Genomic DNA, 15742 nt, shown 5'->3' with positions numbered 1-15742 from the left:
CGATTTACCGGACGGGATAGCGACCACAACCCACTGACGATCACCGAAGGTTCCCCATGGGGAATACGACGAACGCCCGCCGCGAGCGGGACTCGACGCTGCTGCGGGGATGCGGCGGTTGAATCAGGGCGTGCCGGGTTCGGACGGGCATCGGCGAGACCCCGCTGCGTAAACCAGGCAGCCCCGCCGCGACCAAGGTGCGACGAGGCCGCCGGGGAGCAGCCAGAGACTTCCTCAGGCGCTTTACGAGCCTCCCGTGGCATGCTTTTCCGCCACGGGTTGTGAGGCATGAGGAAGTCTCTGGCTGCTCCCCGGCCCCTATTCGGACCGGTCGCGCCGGAGCTTGCCGATCGACGCCATCAGCCCAGCCAGGCCGATAGATACGAGCAGGACAGGGGCGGCCACTTCGAGCCCATCAAGCCCCATGACGTCCAGCTCAACCAGCGACCACACGATGAACACTCCAAGGAAGAACAGGCCGAATACGAGGGACGAGACGTCGGTGTCGTGGCGTTTCATGGGGCCGGCTCCAGTTCCGCGCGGGTGACTTCGATATTCCCGACGCCCACCTCGAGGGTGAGTTCTATCTGGCCGCCGCCGACGCCGTCCGGGCCGAAGTCCGTGTACGTTTCGGTTCGGCCGAAGCCCGATGTGGATGTGTCGAAGATATCTTGTGCGCCCAAACCCAGTGAGCTGGTGACGACGACGTCAGCCTCCGGCGGCACGATGACGCCCACAGGACCCACACCGAGTTGCACCGTGATGCTCACGACATCCCCGTCGTCGAGCTCCAGCTCAGAGAGGTCGTAGTCGACGGGGCCCGCACCGTGTTCCACGTTCGTTGCCGGCAGGGCCGCCAGATCCGCGGACGCGACCAGCTCCACCGGCCCGGTCGCGAGGCTCCATTGGTTGGCCAGGGAGGCCGGGATCAACGCGAGAGTCAAGAGAATGCCCAGCCAGATGAGTCCGCGGGAACGGCCGTACCAGGTGCCGACCAGCAGTCCGAGACCAACGACGGCCAACGGCACCGCAACGTACATCGGGCCTGGACTCAGGCCGAAGATCACACTGGACAGGGCCACACCGCCAACGGAGATCAACGCCGCGCAGAACGTCAGGAATCCGAGTACTGAACGCTCTTTGACCACCGGCTCAGCCGCGGGTGGCGCGACTGGTTCCGGAGGCTGGTCCTGGAGGTAATAGAGGTCGCTGTAGCGCGAGGACGACGAAGCATCTCCTGCGCCCCAGTCTGGCCCTTCCGGCCACCCCTGCGAAACCGAGCCTGACGTGCTCGGCACCGGCCCGAGATCTGACGCGACGGCAGCATCCGGCGCGGTGGCGTCGTCCACCGGCGTGGTCGACTCCGGCGTTTCCGGTGCAGAGGCGCCAGCGGTGGACCTGGAGGGGACGCCGGCGTCCGGGTCGGCCACATTCGGCGGTGCATACCCGGCGGCGTGGGGCGGGGTCCAACCGCCGGTGCCGGTGGCGGCGTCATACACGTACGGCACGTCGCTGGGCATCCGGGGCGGGTGCTCGGCTTCGGGCTCCTCGGCGCCTCGTTTCAGCAAGGTGTACACCCCGATCGCCGCGAGGATCAGCAGCACTGGGCCGAACGGCGCGGAGCTGATCACGATGCCGGACGAGATCAGGGTGACCGACCCCAGGGCCAGCGCCAGCGGGATGGCGCTGGTGTCACGGACCTCGCGGCGCCCGATCGCCTGGTCGAGTATCGAGGCCGGCTCGTCTTCGGCCGGAAGCAACAGCCACGCCGCCGCGTAGAAGAGGACACCGGCACCGCCGAAGAGAACGAGCACAGCCGTGACCACCCGCAGGATCACCGGATCGATACCGAGGCGTCGACCGAGACCGCCGAGCACGCCGGCGACGACACGATCGGTGCGGCTGCGCCGCAGCATACGCAGCTCCTCGTGCATCCCTGGTGAACTTGTGTAGGTGTGCCCACCATCCGGCGGGCTCGACGGGTTTTCGGTCATATACCGATCGTGCCCTCTCGCCGGCGCCGTCACCATCGGGGAAGACCCTGAATCAACCCCCGGCACGTCGTCGGTGCATTCCAAGGGGCTTCCCGCATGGCGGGGATGAGCTCGCACGTGTGACTATCAATGTCATGGACGTCGTGCCGAAGCCGCAGTCTGCCCACCGTACGGGTGGCACAGGCACACACACGTCTGCTGATCCGCCGAAGTTTGCGCGCAGCCCGGACGGGCGCCTGGTTGCGGGGGTAGCGTCCGGGCTGGCCCGCCACCTCGGTTTGCAGCCGCTCACGGTGCGCATCGCGTTCAGCGTGCTGACCGGCCTTTCCGGGTTCGGGATCGTGCTGTATCTGGCCTTGTGGATCTTCACCCCGACGGAGCAGGACCTCGCCCGGCGAGCGGAGCAGAACGCCCCGGCAGGAATCGCCGCGGCGAGCCGGGCCGGGATGCGACGCCGTCGCCAGCTGGTAGCCCGCACCGGGGACCTCGGCCAGCTAGCTGCCCTGGTTGCTCTGGGCGCGGGCGCCACACTGATCTTCGGCCAGACCCCGCTCGGCATCAGCGAGGGCTACGTCCTGCCGATGGTGCTCGCCGCCGCCGGTTTGACGCTGATGTGGCGCAGCGCCGACTCCGAGCAGCGCGAACGCATGGCTACACTCTCTCCGCGCGTGCCGTGGCTGGGCGTCGTCGCCGCCGGTGGTGGCTGGTCGGCGATGGTGCGAATCGTGGCCGGAATACTCGTCGTCGTCATCGGCGGTGTCGTCTTCCTGGCAGGGCAGGGGCAGCTGGACGCCACTCTGGACGCGTTGACCGGAATCGCCGTGTTGCTGGTCGGGATCGGGCTCATTCTGGGGCCGTGGTTGTGGCAGCTGTGGCGCACCGCCGAGTCGGAACGACGCGAGCGTATCGTCTCTCAAGAGCGCGCCGACATGGCCGCCCACCTGCACGATTCCGTGTTGCAGACCCTGGCCTTGATCCAGAAGCAGGCCAACGATCCCCGTGCCGTGATCAAGCTCGCCCGGAGCCAGGAACGCGATCTTCGGAACTGGCTGTACGACGGCCAGAATCCCGACGACGAGTCCTCGCTCGCTGCGGCCCTGGTGCAGGCCGGCGCAGAAGTCGAAGACGCCTTCGAGATCCCGGTGGAAGTCGTCACGGTGGGCGACGCTCCCGTGGACGATCTCGGCCGGGCCCTGCTCAACGCCGCCCGCGAGGCCACTGTCAACGCCGCCAAGCACTCCGGCGCCAGCAAGATCGACATCTTTCTCGAGGCGGATGATGAGAGCATCGAGCTTTTCGTCCGAGACCGCGGCTCCGGGTTCGATCCGGACGACGTGGCGGAGGATCGGCTCGGGGTCAGGCGCTCGATCATCGACCGGATGCAGCGCCACGGCGGCTCCGCTCGAGTCCGCTCCGCGCCGGGCGAAGGTACCGAGGTCAAACTGTCGGCCAAACGTGCATGAGATCCTGAGCTGGCAGACTGGAATCACCAATGGGAAGACAGGTGGAGACGACGTGAGCGAATCGAACAGTGCCGACGGCGGCCGGCCGCGGACCACGCCGGTCCGGGTGTTGCTGGTCGACGATCACGCGATGTTCCGGACCGGCGTGCGCGCCGAACTGGCCCAGGCGTCCAACGCTGTGGACGTTGTCGGCGAGGCCGCGGACACTCAGGAAGCGATCAAGATCATCTCCGAGCTGCGGCCCGAGGTGGTCCTGCTCGACGTCCACCTGCCCGGCGGTGGAGGCGTCGAAGTGCTGCGCCAGCTGCACCCGAAGTTGCCCGATGTCCGATTTCTCGCGCTGTCGGTGTCCGACGCGGCTGAGGATGTCATCGGCACCATCCGCGGCGGCGCTCGCGGTTACGTGACGAAGACCATCACCGGCGACGATCTCGTCGACGCGATCGTCCGGGTCGCCGACGACGACGCCGTCTTCTCACCCAGACTCGCCGGATTCGTGCTGGACGCCTTCGCGGGTTCGGAAGCTCCCAGCGTCGACGACGACCTCGACCGGCTGACCCGGCGCGAACGGGAGGTTCTCCGGCTGATCGCCCGCGGATACGCGTACAAGGAGATCGCGAAGGAGCTGTTCATCTCCGTCAAGACCGTGGAGACACATGTCTCCGCGGTGCTGCGCAAGCTTCAGTTGTCGAACCGCTACGAACTCACGAGGTGGGCCACCGATCGCCGCCTGATCTAATCCGCCAACGATCACCGATTGTTGCGGCAGCCGCAGAGCCCGCCGAGTGAGTCCGGGCAGTCGAGCATGTCGGTGCAACCGCATAGGCTTGTCCCACGATGAGCGCATCCATAGAACAGCCCACATTGCTGCCCCCAGCGGCCTCCGTTCCACTGCCCGGGAAAGCGAAGGCTTCTGAAGCCCAACCGCACCCAGATGAGCGGGAAGAGCGTCGCCGTGGCGACGTCGAAGACATCTTGGACGGCTTGAACCCGCAGCAGCGGGAAGCCGTCACCCATGAGGGGCCGCCCCTGCTCATCGTCGCCGGTGCCGGCTCCGGCAAGACCCGGGTTCTCACCAGCCGCATCGCGCATCTGCTGGCGGCGCGCAATGTCCATCCCGGCTCTGTCCTCGCCATCACCTTCACCAACAAGGCCGCTGGCGAGATGAAGGAGCGGGTTGCCGATCTCATCGGGCGCCGAGCCGGCATCATGTGGGTGTCCACGTTCCACTCAGCGTGTGTGCGCATTCTGCGCCGCGAGGCCAAGCGCTTCGGCTTCACCTCGTCGTTCACCATCTATGACCAGGCCGACTCGCAACGGCTGATGACCCTGGTGTGCCGCGATCTCGACCTCGACCCCCGGCGGCACCCACCGCGCGCGTTCAGCTACGCGGTCAGCAACTTCAAGAACGAACTCATCGATCACGAGACCGCCGCGGCGCGCGCCAACAGCCCACACGAGAAGACCGTCGCCGAAGCCTACGCGATGTACCAGCAGCGGCTGACCAGCGCCAACGCGTTCGACTTCGACGACCTCATCATGACCACGGTCAACCTGTTCCAGGCCTTTCCCGACGTCGCGGAGAACTACCGCAGACGGTTCCGGCACGTGCTCGTCGATGAGTACCAGGACACCAATCATGCCCAGTACGTCCTGATCCGGGAGCTGGTCGGACGCACCGACGAAGCCTCGGGCGACACCCCTTCGGTTCAGCCTGCGGAGCTATGCGTCGTTGGCGATGCCGACCAATCGATCTACGCCTTCCGCGGCGCAACCATCCGCAACATCGAGGAATTCGAGAAGGACTACCCAGACGCCCGTGTGGTGCTGCTCGAACAGAACTATCGCTCTACCCAGACCATCCTGTCCGCGGCCAATGCGGTGATCTCTCGCAACGAAGGCCGCAAGCCGAAGCGGCTGTGGAGCGAGAGCGGCGACGGCGAAAAGATCGTCGGCTATGTCGCGGACGACGAGCACAGCGAGGCGCAGTTCATCGCCGAGGAGATCGACCGCCTCGCCGACGAGGGGCACGCCTCGACCGGCGACGTCGCCATCTTCTACCGCACCAACGCTCAGTCTCGCGTCATGGAGGAGATCCTGATCCGGGTCGGCCTGCCGTATCGCGTCGTCGGCGGAGTGCGCTTCTATGAGCGCCGCGAGATCAAGGACGCGCTGGCCTACCTTCGTTTCCTGGCCAACCCGGAAGACACGGTATCCCTGCGACGTATCCTCAACGTCCCCAAGCGCGGCATCGGTGACCGCGCCGAGACGATGGTGGACGCTCTGGCTCAGCGTGAGCGCATCACCTTCTGGCAGGCATTACGCCGTGCAGCCGATGCCCCTGGGATCGCGACCCGTTCGGTCAAGGCAATCGAGGCATTCGTCGAACTCACCGACGAGCTCCGGCTCCTGGCCGAGGACGACGCCGATCCCGCCGCGATCCTGGAGGCGGTGCTGGAACGCACCGGTTACATGGCCGAGCTCGCCGGATCCGACGACCCCCAGGATGAGACCCGCGTCGACAACCTCCGTGAACTCGTCGCAGTCGCCACCGAATACGACGTCAGCCAGGCCGAGGAAGACACCGGCGGCACACTGACCGGATTCCTCGAACGAGTCAGCTTGGTGGCCGACGCCGACGAGATCCCCGAAGGGGAAGACCACGAGGGCGTCATCACCCTGATGACCCTGCACACCGCCAAGGGTCTGGAGTTTCCCGTCGTCTTCCTGACCGGATTGGAGGACGGCGTGTTTCCTCATCAACGCTCCTTGTCCGATCCGCGTGAGCTTGAAGAGGAACGTCGGCTGGCTTACGTGGGCATCACCCGGGCGCGCGAGCGGCTGTATCTTTCCCGGGCCACCGTCCGCAGCGCCTGGGGCGCGCCCAGCCACAATCCCGCCTCCCGGTTCCTCGCCGAGATCCCGGAAGAACTCATCGACTGGCGGCGCACCGAGGCGGATCAGACGCGTTGGACCACACCGCGTGCGCCTCGGCTTGGGGGCGGGAACCGGACAGGATCGCGGCCGGTCCCCTCGCTTTCTGCCGGCGACCGGGTCACACATGATGCATTCGGCCTGGGCACGGTTGTGGCAACATCGGGCTCCGGCGACCAAGCGCAGGTCACTGTCGACTTCGGTGACGACGGACTGAAGACGCTCATGTTGCGCTACGCCCCGGTCGAGAAGCTGTGACTCCGCATCCCCTTCGAGGGCTCGACGCCGGTGGTGTCACCAGGTCTTCGAATGAGGATCCGACCACCAGGTGACAGAGCTCGGCTCAGGGGTAGACCGCTGCGGCGCGCGCTGCCGCGCCGATCGCTACGGCTCTCTCGCCGAGCATGCTCGGCATCACCGACAGCGGCTGATCGGAGACAGGAGGTTCAGCGGCGATCTCTGCCTTGATCGCAGGCTCCAGCAGATCCCACGCCCTCGCGACACCACCGCCGACCACCACCGACGTCACGTCCACGAGGGTCGCCACCATCACCGCCGCCCGGCCGACGCCACGTCCGGCCTCCTCGAACACCGCTGCCGCTATGGGGTCGCCTGCGCGAGCACGCGCGGCAATAGCTGTGGCGGACAACGGCGCGCCCGTGGCGACGCCGCGCTCGCGGTAGCGCGAGACGATCGCGCGCCCGGAAGCCAGCGTCTCCAGGTGCCCGGTCCTCCCGCACGTACACGGGCGGTCCCCGAACCCAGGAACGTGGCCTATCTCTCCGGCCGCCCCGTGCGGCCCGGTGTGGAGTTCTCCACCCAGAACCAACGCTCCCCCGACGCCCGTGCCGAGCATGATGCCCAGGACGTCGTCGAGTCCATGGGCTGCGCCGAAGCGGTGCTCACTCTCAACGAACGCGTTCACGTCGTTCTCGACGACCACCGGAACGTGCAACGCCATACGAAGGTCGCTGGCCAGCGGGTATCCCTCCCAGTCGTGGAAGGAGTCCGACGCCGCGATGATCGAGCCGTCTACCGGATCTATCACTCCGGCAGCGCCCACGCCCACAGCTGTCAATTGGAACGGGCCCGTACCAAGCGCCTGCTCGACGGCGCGCAGGGCAGCCCCGCACATTGCCGTACCGCCTGACCGGGCGGGGGTGCGGGTAGTCGCCTCGGCGGCGACCGTTCCGTCAGGTTCGACCAATACCACCGAGGTTGTGGTCCCGCCGATATCGATCCCGGCAGCCACCGGCCGCGTCGCCTGCCGCACTCAACGTCCCCCGAGGCCGGCGGTCGCGATCCCTTTGACCAGGTGTTTCTGGAGCGCGATGACAATGATCGTCGTCGGAATCATCGAGATGATCGCCGCCGCCATCTGCAGGTCCCAGCGGGTTCCGTGCTGTCCGGAGAACGACGCCAGACCGATCGGCAACGTGCCGTGCGACTGGTAATCGACGACGGTGATCAGCGGCCAGAGGTAGCTGTTCCAGAACGCCAGGAAGGTGAAGACGGCAAGGACGGCCACCGCGGACTTGGCCAACGGCAGGATGATCTGCAAGAAGGTGCGAACGGCGCTGGCCCCATCCACCTTGGCGGCTTCGTCCAGTTCGTATGGGATCCCCCGGAAGAACTGGCGCATCAGGAAAGTGCCGAACGCGGTGAAGGCGAACGGGAAGATCAGCGACTGGTACGTGTCGACCCAGCCGAACCACTGCATCACGATGAACATGGGGACGACGACGACCTCTTGCGGCACCATGAGCGTGGCCAGGAAGAGCACGAAGACGACGTCGCGTCCGGGCCAGCGCAGTCGCCCGAACGCGTAGCCAGCAGTTGTCGACACCACGAGCACCACCAACGTGCCGGCGGTAGCGACGAAGAACGAGTTGAAGATGTACTTGGCGAATGGCCCGTAGGCGAACACTTCAGCGAAGTTGCTCCACCTGAGCTCGGAACCGATGAGCCGCGGAGGCATGGAGAAGACCTCGGTGTTCGGCTTGAGCGCGGTGAAGAACGCATAGACGATCGGCGTCGCGAATATCGCGGCCGCCAGCACGACGGCCGCGTGGGCGAGTACGGTCCGCAGCCGGCCGTGTTTGGTCCCCGGCAGTCCTTCCGGGCGGGTGTTCCTGGCGCGACGGTTCCCGCGTTTAACCTGGCCAGCGCCGCCGCCCGGCAATGTCGCGGCCCCTGTCTCAGTGCTCATAATGCACCCACCGTTTCTGCGCTTTGAACTGCATGGCGGTGATCAGGATGATCAAGACGAACAGCACCCACGCCGCGGCGGCCGCCAGACCGAGATTCTGGAACTGGAAGCCCTGGTTGTAGATGAACTGGACCAGCGGCATGGTGGCGTTGCCCGGGCCACCGCCGGTCAATAGCTGCGGCTGCGCGAACACTTGCAAGGACGTGATGATCGTCATCACCGTCGCGAAGAAGATGGCCGGTGAGAGCATCGGGATGACAACGCTGCGGATCATGCGCGCTCCTTGAGCACCATCGATCCGGGCGGCTTCCATCACCGATGCCGGCAGTTGTTCCAGGGCCGCGGAGAAGATCAGCATGTTGTAGCCCATCCCCTGCCAGACGGACATCATCACGACCATGATCATGGCCCAGTGCCGGTCGGCCAGGAAGTTCGGCAACTCGACACCGAACACGGAGGTGGACACCCCGTTGAACAGTCCTTGCGGCTGCAGCATCATCTTCCAGACCAGGGCGTTCGCGACGATCGGCGTCACGACCGGAATGAAGAAGAGCACCCGGAACGCGCCGCGCCCACGGATCCGCGGCGAGAGCGCCAGCGCCAAAGACAATGCGACGATCAGATTCATCGGCACGAACAGCAGCGTGAAGACCGCTGAGTTCCGCAACGCCGGCCAGAAATCCGGATGCCGGGTGAACAGGTCGACGTAGTTTCCGAAGCCGGCAAAGGAGCGCTCACCGAAGGCGGGCCAGTTGTACAAACTCATCACGATCGACAGAACGACCGGAACGATCGTGAACACGGCGAGACCCGCCAGGGCCGGGCTGATGAAGCCCAGCGCCTGGCGCGTCTCGGCCTTGGCCAGTTCGCTCCGGCGTCGCTGTCTTCGCGTCAACGTCGGCATCACATTCCCCTATCTGGCATGAACCGCTCCCGCATTTGCGCTGCCCCAGCCCGACGCGCGCAGCCTGTGCCGACAAGCAGTTCGGCCTGGAGGCGTCGGCGGGGCAGGAGGACGGTGACGGTGTTGTCGGCCGACCGTCCGGAGGCGCCCGGCGGGCAGGAGGGTGCTGAAAGGATTCGTCGGCCGACCGTCCCACCCTCTTGCGTGTCCTCTCTCCGACGCGCACAGCCTGTGCCGACAAGCAGTTCGACCTGCGTCGGCGGGATAGGAGGACGGTGACGGTGTTCTTGGCCGACCGTCCGGAGGCGAAGGCATAAGCGCGCAAGCGCGAATGCCGCCGCCGGAGGCCAGGGAGGCCAAGAACACCGTCACCGTCCGATCCCGAAGCCTCAGTTGCCGAACTGCGCCTGCGCCTGGTCGAGCACGTCGGCCATCGATGTTTGGCCGGAGTAGACGCTGACCAGCTGCGGCTGCAGAGCGGTGTTGACCTGGTCCCAGTTCGTGGTGGAGCGCTGCCCTTCCACCTCGGCGAACGCGGCGTCGAATGCCGCCTTGACTTCGTCACGCACGTCGTCGTCGAGCGACTCGAAGTACAGCGGCTGCGAGCCGGCCCGGGCGGGGTAGCTGCGGCCGGACGCTGCCATCGCGTCCTGGGCGGCCTCGCCTACCAGCGATCCGAGCACAGCAAGGGCGGCGTCCTTGTCTTCGCAGTCCTTGGCGATGCCGTAGCCGGAACCGAGGATCAGCGCGGTGCTGCCGTTGTCCCCCGCCGGCAGGTTCACCATGCCCGCAGCGAAGCCCGTGTCGTTGCCGAGGTAGCTGACCGCGTTCCAGGTACCGTCGACGGCCATCGCCGCGTTCCCGCCGGAGTACTCGTTCTCGCCCCATCCGGTATCGGAGGCCGACGGGACCTCCGCCGCCACCGATGCCTCAGTGACAAGTTCCGCGTACCAGGTGGCTGCCTGCACGAAGTCCGGATCGGTGAGCGCGAGCTCTCCGTTCTCATCCACCGGTTGCTTGCCGGACAACGCGATCGGCAACGACATCCACTGGAATTCGCCCATACCGACCGCGAAGCCCTTGTTGGCATCGGTCGTGGCGGCTTGCGCCGCGGCTTCGAAGTCGTCGAACGTCCATCCCAGCTCTGGCTCGGCCGCACCGGCCTCGGCGAAGAGGTCCTTGTTGTAGTAGACGAGCATCGTCGCGACGTCGAACGGCAACCCATACAGCTGACCGTCGTGGGACATGATGTCGAACGCTCCTGGCGAGAAGTCGTCCTCGGATACCCCCGCCTGTTCCAGGTCCTCGGCCGTGAGCGGGTGGAACGCCTCGGCGTAGGTCGACAGCCGCTGCCCGTTCATCGACGTCACGCAGGCGACGTTCCCTGACGAGAGATTGGTGGTGAGCTTGGTGAAATAGTCGTTCCACGGCGCTGTCTGCAGGTTGACCGTGAGGTCCGGGTTCTCCTCCCGCACGATTTCGAGGGTCTCTTCGAGAGCGTCGATGTCGGACTGGCTGCCGGCCCACATGTCCCAGACGATCGTCGCGCCCGCACCGCTACCACCGTCGCCAGAACTCGTGGCTGGCCCGTCGTCGCCGGAACCACACGCAGCGAGCGACAAGCCCACAACCGAGGCGGTGCCGATGGCCAAACTCCTGGTAAAACGCATGATCGTTTCCTCTCCGTTCGTCGTGATGCTGATGTGGAGCAGCGGGGCTGAGTGTGGTGCCTTTCCGTCAGGCGCCTGGCTCGAGGAAGACCTCGACGACCGGAACCTCGACGTCCGGCCGTACGGTCGGCAGGGTCAGGGTGAGAGTTCCGGGTGGCTGCCCGCCTGGTGTGGTGTTCCACGCCGCCTGGGTGGGGTCGATCTGGGTCCGCTGAATCTCGGACCCGTCGTTGAGCAGTTGCGCGTACCGGACCTTGCCGGCCATGTCCTTCAGGTGAACGTGGCCGAAAGGCCAGGCCAGCAGATGCAGGTAGAGCCGGTCGCCGCGCCGGGTGACAACCGTTCCGGGCGGAGCTTCGACGTCGGCCGGTCCCGCGCCGTGAACGGCCCGCGCGTGCAGCCGCATCCATCGGCCGATCGCCGCCAGCGTCTCCACGTCCCGGCCGCTGATCGCCCCACGACCGTCAGGTCCGATGTTGAGCAGGAGATTCCCGTCTTTGGCGACGGTGTCGACGAGCATCCGCACCAACAGGTCCGGCGTCTTGTAGTCGAAGTTGTCGCGGTCGTATCCCCAGCTGCCGTTCAGGGTCTGGCAGGCTTCCCACACCACCCGCTCGCCGTCGACCTGCATAGGCGCGTCCGGTTGATACTGCTCTGGGGTGACGAGGTCGGCTCCGATGCCGAGCCGGTCGTTGACGATGATGCCGGGCTGCAAACGCCGGGTCAGGGCCAGTAGCTCGTCTGCGTTCCAGTCCTCGGGGTATTTCCCCTGCCAGCCGTCCCGCTCCTCGGCGTAGGTGAAGTCGTAGAACAGGTAGTCGATGGTGCCGTACCGGGTGAGCAGTTCGGTGACCTGAGCGTGCAGGTGGGCCCGGTAATTGTTCATGTCTTTTGACTCGTTCGCCACGCGAGCATCCGCGTCGTCACGGCGCGGGTGGTGATAGTCGATCGTGAAGTCCGGGTGATGCCAGTCGATGAGCGAGTGGTAGAAGCCGACACGCAGCCCTTCGCCGCGAACAGCCTCGACGAACTCTGCGACCAGGTCCCGCCCACATGCTGTCCAGGCGTTGTAGTCGCTGACCTCGCTATGCCACAGGGCGAACCCCTCGTGGTGTTTGGTGGTGAGCACCACGTACTTCATGCCGGCGTCCTTGGCCGCCCGCGCGATCCGGCGCGCATCGAATAGGTCCGGATCGAAAACCTCCGCGTAGCGCTCGTAGTCTTCGACGCTCGTGCGTTCGTGCGTCATCACCCATTCGTGCCGGCCAGCCAGGCTGTACAGGCCGAAGTGCACGAAGAGCCCAAATCGCGCTTCGGTGAACCATGCGGTGGCCGGTTCCGCGGTGGCGGAGCCGGAACTCTGCTCGGACATTCCACTCCTCGTGGCGCTCGCGTCGACCAATGTCGACCGGACATTCGCTTCACTTCATTCGCACCGGCGCCCAATGTGATTGGCCGTCGATTGAAGTTATCGAAGTAAGTGGATTGAACGGTAGAGGGGTCGGATGTTTTTCGCAAGCCCTTGCCACATCCGAAACCTTCGGAGATGATGGAGTTCGCCCTTTGTTCGATCTCGAAGGAAGTAATATGGCGCCCGACAGCATGGCCTCCAACGGTGCACCTGACCGCTCGGTCGCCTCCCGGATCATCGGCCTCATCTCGGCCGGCACGGCGACCTCGCGGGCCGACCTGGCACGCACCTTGGGAGTGTCGCCGTCGACGGTATCGCTGCACGTCCAAGAGCTGATCGAGTCTGGCGTCGTGACCGAGAGCGGGTCCGGGGACTCACGTGGAGGGCGCAAGCCACGGCTGTTGCAGATCCGCGACGACGGCGGCCACGTCCTCGTCGCCGATCTCGGCGGCACCCACGCCCGCATCGCCGTCATCTCACTCGCCAGCGAGGTCCGGGCAGTTCGGGAAATCGAGCTCGACGTGTCGGAAGGCCCGGAGCAATCACTGGACACAGTACTGGGCCAGTGGTCGGATCTTTCTGAGCCGTGGTTGCCATCCTCGCCGCTGCACGGTGTCGCGCTCGGGTTGCCCGGACCGGTTGATTTCGCCACCGGCCGCGTCGAATCCCCGGCCCGGATGCCCGGCTGGCACGATTTCGGGGTGGCGGACTACATCCGCCACCATCTCGACGTCCCTACGCTGGTGGACAACGACGTCAATCTGATGGCACTCGGTGAGCATTTCGCCCATGACGGCCATCTCGAGCACAGCGTCACGGTCAAGGCCGGCAGCGGCATCGGATGCGGGCTGATCGCCTCGGGACAGTTGCACCGCGGCGCCACGGGCGCCGCCGGAGACATCACCCACTCGAGAGTGTCCGCCGCGGGCTCCACGCCCTGCTCATGTGGCAAGCTCGGCTGCCTCGAGACCATCGCTTCCGGAGCCGCGATCACCCGTCAGCTACGTGATCGCGGAGTCGACGTCCAGTCCACCGCGGACATCGTTCGCCGCACCCGCGATGCCGAACCCGAGGTCACCGCCATGGTGCGGGAAGCCGGCCGGCATCTGGGCGAAGTCCTCGGCACTGTGGTCAACTTCGTCAACCCGGACGCGGTGTTTCTCGGTGGTGCACTGTCCACTCTCGAACCGTTCGTGGCCATGGTTCGCAGCCAGCTCTACGACGGCTGCCATCCGCTCGTCACCCAGAAGCTCCTCATCACCCGTGCTTCCACCGGTCCGGAGGCAGGCATCACCGGCGCCGGCCGGCTGATCCTCCAGCACGTACTGCCGGAGCGAGCGGTGCACTCGCTCCGGTAACTACGCGAGACGCTCCTCGTCGCCCCGCCGCCGTAGCACCGGCCGCAGGTCAGGGTCGGGCATGTCCGGGTCGAAGGGGAACATCGGCCGCTGGATGTGCGCGTGGCCCAGGCGCAACAGGTCTTGGTCGACGCCCCCCGGTGTGAGCGCAAGCAGCCAATCCGCGGCCATCTTGTAGAGCTCCGGTTCCAGGTAGCCGATCTTCACGACGACGATGTCCGCTGCGTGCGGGTCGAGCCCAAGATCGGTGAAGTCGGAAACCAGGTGATACGGCTTTCGCCGTTCGGTGATGATCGCGTGCACGGATCCGCTGCGGATGACCACAACCGTGCCCGCCACCGGGTCGCCTTCAGTAATCGAGAAGACCTCGCCGCTCAGCCGCACCGGGCCGCGTGGCCGCCCGTCGACCCGGCCACCAACCTGCACGTCGACTGCCCCGCCGACGCCGGCCCGCACGGCAGCGGCCACCGCGTCCGGGTCGAAGATCGACGCATGAATCACCGTGCGTTCCGGGTCACGGAGCTCCGGCCGGGCTAGAAGCTCGCCGAGCGTCCACGACACATCCCCGGCACCGCCGGCCGTGGGATTGTCCCCCGAGTCGGAAATCACGAACGGGGTGGCGGCATCCGGCCCGCGGCTCAGCGCTTGGTCCAGGCACTCGGCGAGGGTGCCGGTCGGTGCCACGAATGCGAAGTCTCGCCGCGCCTGCCAGATCGCGGCGGCGAACTCATGTGCCTGGCTCCCGGCGAGTACGTCGTCGTCACCGGTGACGACGACGGCAGCCTGGCAACGCGGCTCGTCGGCCCAGGCGTAGCCGATCCAGAAGGCGGCGTCGAGGACGCCGTCGAGCGCCTCGATGTCCGGGATGCGGTTGTAGAGACTGTGTGCGGGCTCGAGCCGCGTGCTGGTCTTCTCGCCTGGCAGCAGAACCGGGATCTGAACCCATGCCTGCCAGGGGCGGCGTGCGTGCGGGGCCCGGCCGTGTGGCCCGCGCAGCCGTTCGAGCAGGTTGTGCACGGCCCGTTCGCGCGTGTTCCAGGCGTCCTCGTGCGGTGCCATCCGATAGCACGTGATGAGGTCGACCGCTCTCGACAGGTCGGCCGAGACGTTGCCGTGCAGATCCATCGACGCCGAGATGAGTGTGTCCTCGCCGACCGCCGCCCGGACAGAGCCGGCGAGATCGGCCTCCGCGTCTTGCCGGCCGACCACACTCATCGCGCCGTGGATATCGAGGAAGAGCCCGTCGAACGGGCCTTCGGCGGCCAGCCGCTGCGCGATCTCATCTCGCATCGACTCGTAGACGGCGGCGTCGACGGCGCCGCCCGGCAGCGAAAGCCCGTGCAGGATGGGTACCCATTCGGCCGCGTCGCCGCGTTCAGTGCCCTCGGCGAGGAATGGGTAACGTTCACGCAGCTCCCGGCCGCGCCGGACGGCGAAGGCCTCCCAGCCGCTGATGTGCGGGGAGAACGTGGAGGACTCGATCGCGATCCCGGCGATCGCGATACGGGGTCGGGCGATCCCGCCTGGATGGACCGGTTTGAGTGGTGGCGACCAGATCGTCGACGCAGTCACAGGCACCTTCTTCGATGTCAAATAAAGTTCATTCGAATGTGCGATCAGCGCCCATGCTACTCGACCGGTGGACAAGGGGAACGGACCCGGCAGACCGTGCAGCGAGCTCAGCTACTGCCTGCGGGCAGGGTCGTCAGGGTGGACGGGCTGTGTCGTACGCGGGTCGAACGCGAACGTGGCGCCGCCCGCCGCGCGCGTTCTCAACGGCCTTCAGCGGGGGAAATTCA

12 protein-coding genes are annotated in these 15742 nt (G+C 66.4%); 4 read left to right on the top strand and 8 right to left on the bottom strand.

What is annotated here, in order from left to right; genetic code table 11:
- Positions 1 to 318: 318 nt before the first annotated feature.
- Both F7O44_RS15870 and F7O44_RS15865 read right to left on the bottom strand, forming a co-directional pair.
- Positions 319 to 519, bottom strand: a complete 201-nt coding sequence (locus tag F7O44_RS15870) for a hypothetical protein (RefSeq protein ID WP_162451239.1) — start codon at positions 517 to 519, stop codon at positions 319 to 321.
- Complete coding sequence (locus F7O44_RS15865) at positions 516 to 1994, bottom strand: PspC domain-containing protein (RefSeq protein ID WP_162451238.1); 1479 nt, start codon at positions 1992 to 1994, stop codon at positions 516 to 518. The genes F7O44_RS15870 and F7O44_RS15865 overlap by 4 nt, the downstream gene beginning before the upstream one ends.
- Positions 1995 to 2113: 119 nt before the next feature.
- Here F7O44_RS15865 and F7O44_RS29675 point away from each other — a divergent pair, with 119 nt between their 5' ends.
- From F7O44_RS29675 to pcrA, 3 genes are all read left to right on the top strand, one after another.
- The gene (locus F7O44_RS29675; RefSeq protein ID WP_162451237.1) at positions 2114 to 3457 is read left to right on the top strand and encodes a PspC domain-containing protein; all 1344 of its coding nucleotides are present in this window, start codon (positions 2114 to 2116) and stop codon (positions 3455 to 3457) included.
- Positions 3458 to 3509: 52 nt separating this feature from the next.
- Positions 3510 to 4196 (top strand): response regulator, encoded by a 687-nt coding sequence (locus F7O44_RS15855; RefSeq protein ID WP_343073886.1) that lies wholly within the window; start codon positions 3510 to 3512, stop codon positions 4194 to 4196.
- A gap of 98 nt (positions 4197 to 4294) precedes the next feature.
- Positions 4295 to 6649, top strand: coding sequence for a DNA helicase PcrA (gene pcrA, locus F7O44_RS15850; RefSeq protein ID WP_162451235.1), 2355 nt, complete (start codon positions 4295 to 4297; stop codon positions 6647 to 6649).
- Positions 6650 to 6734: 85 nt separating this feature from the next.
- Here pcrA and F7O44_RS15845 read toward each other — a convergent pair whose 3' ends face one another.
- The 5 genes from F7O44_RS15845 to F7O44_RS15825 form a co-directional block, all read right to left on the bottom strand.
- The gene (locus tag F7O44_RS15845) at positions 6735 to 7664 is read right to left on the bottom strand and encodes an ROK family protein (protein WP_222851413.1); all 930 of its coding nucleotides are present in this window, start codon (positions 7662 to 7664) and stop codon (positions 6735 to 6737) included.
- Positions 7665 to 8600 (bottom strand): carbohydrate ABC transporter permease, encoded by a 936-nt coding sequence (locus F7O44_RS15840; RefSeq protein ID WP_162451234.1) that lies wholly within the window; start codon positions 8598 to 8600, stop codon positions 7665 to 7667.
- On the bottom strand, positions 8590 to 9504 hold the full coding sequence (locus tag F7O44_RS15835; RefSeq protein WP_222851412.1) for a carbohydrate ABC transporter permease: 915 nt from the start codon (positions 9502 to 9504) through the stop codon (positions 8590 to 8592). The genes F7O44_RS15840 and F7O44_RS15835 overlap by 11 nt, the downstream gene beginning before the upstream one ends.
- Before the next feature lie 389 nt (positions 9505 to 9893).
- Positions 9894 to 11174, bottom strand: coding sequence for an ABC transporter substrate-binding protein (locus tag F7O44_RS15830; RefSeq protein ID WP_162451233.1), 1281 nt, complete (start codon positions 11172 to 11174; stop codon positions 9894 to 9896).
- 67 nt (positions 11175 to 11241) lie between these two features.
- On the bottom strand, positions 11242 to 12576 hold the full coding sequence (locus F7O44_RS15825) for an alpha-L-fucosidase (RefSeq protein WP_281353581.1): 1335 nt from the start codon (positions 12574 to 12576) through the stop codon (positions 11242 to 11244).
- Between the two features lie 185 nt (positions 12577 to 12761).
- Here F7O44_RS15825 and F7O44_RS15820 point away from each other — a divergent pair, with 185 nt between their 5' ends.
- On the top strand, positions 12762 to 13943 hold the full coding sequence (locus tag F7O44_RS15820; protein WP_222851411.1) for an ROK family transcriptional regulator: 1182 nt from the start codon (positions 12762 to 12764) through the stop codon (positions 13941 to 13943).
- On the opposite strand, the gene F7O44_RS15815 is transcribed toward F7O44_RS15820, so the two are convergent.
- A complete protein-coding gene (locus F7O44_RS15815) occupies positions 13944 to 15461 on the bottom strand; it encodes a M81 family metallopeptidase (RefSeq protein ID WP_162451484.1) in 1518 nt (505 codons plus the stop codon). It lies immediately after the preceding gene.
- Between the last annotated feature and the right edge of the window lie 281 nt (positions 15462 to 15742).

This window comes from Phytoactinopolyspora mesophila (assembly GCF_010122465.1).
Lineage (GTDB): Bacteria > Actinomycetota > Actinomycetes > Jiangellales > Jiangellaceae > Phytoactinopolyspora > Phytoactinopolyspora mesophila.
The sequence above is the reverse complement of the archived record's forward strand: the minus strand, read 5'-3'. Positions and strand labels throughout refer to the sequence as shown.

Coding starts and splice junctions, on each gene's coding strand:
- F7O44_RS15820 (WP_222851411.1), top strand. CDS start 12,762: ATGGCGCCCGACAGCATGGCCTCCAACGGTGCACCTGACCGCTCGGTC.
- F7O44_RS15830 (WP_162451233.1), bottom strand. CDS start 11,174: ATGCGTTTTACCAGGAGTTTGGCCATCGGCACCGCCTCGGTTGTGGGC.
- pcrA (WP_162451235.1), top strand. CDS start 4,295: ATGAGCGCATCCATAGAACAGCCCACATTGCTGCCCCCAGCGGCCTCC.
- F7O44_RS15835 (WP_222851412.1), bottom strand. CDS start 9,504: ATGCCGACGTTGACGCGAAGACAGCGACGCCGGAGCGAACTGGCCAAG.
- F7O44_RS15865 (WP_162451238.1), bottom strand. CDS start 1,994: ATGACCGAAAACCCGTCGAGCCCGCCGGATGGTGGGCACACCTACACA.
- F7O44_RS15840 (WP_162451234.1), bottom strand. CDS start 8,600: ATGAGCACTGAGACAGGGGCCGCGACATTGCCGGGCGGCGGCGCTGGC.
- F7O44_RS15870 (WP_162451239.1), bottom strand. CDS start 519: ATGAAACGCCACGACACCGACGTCTCGTCCCTCGTATTCGGCCTGTTC.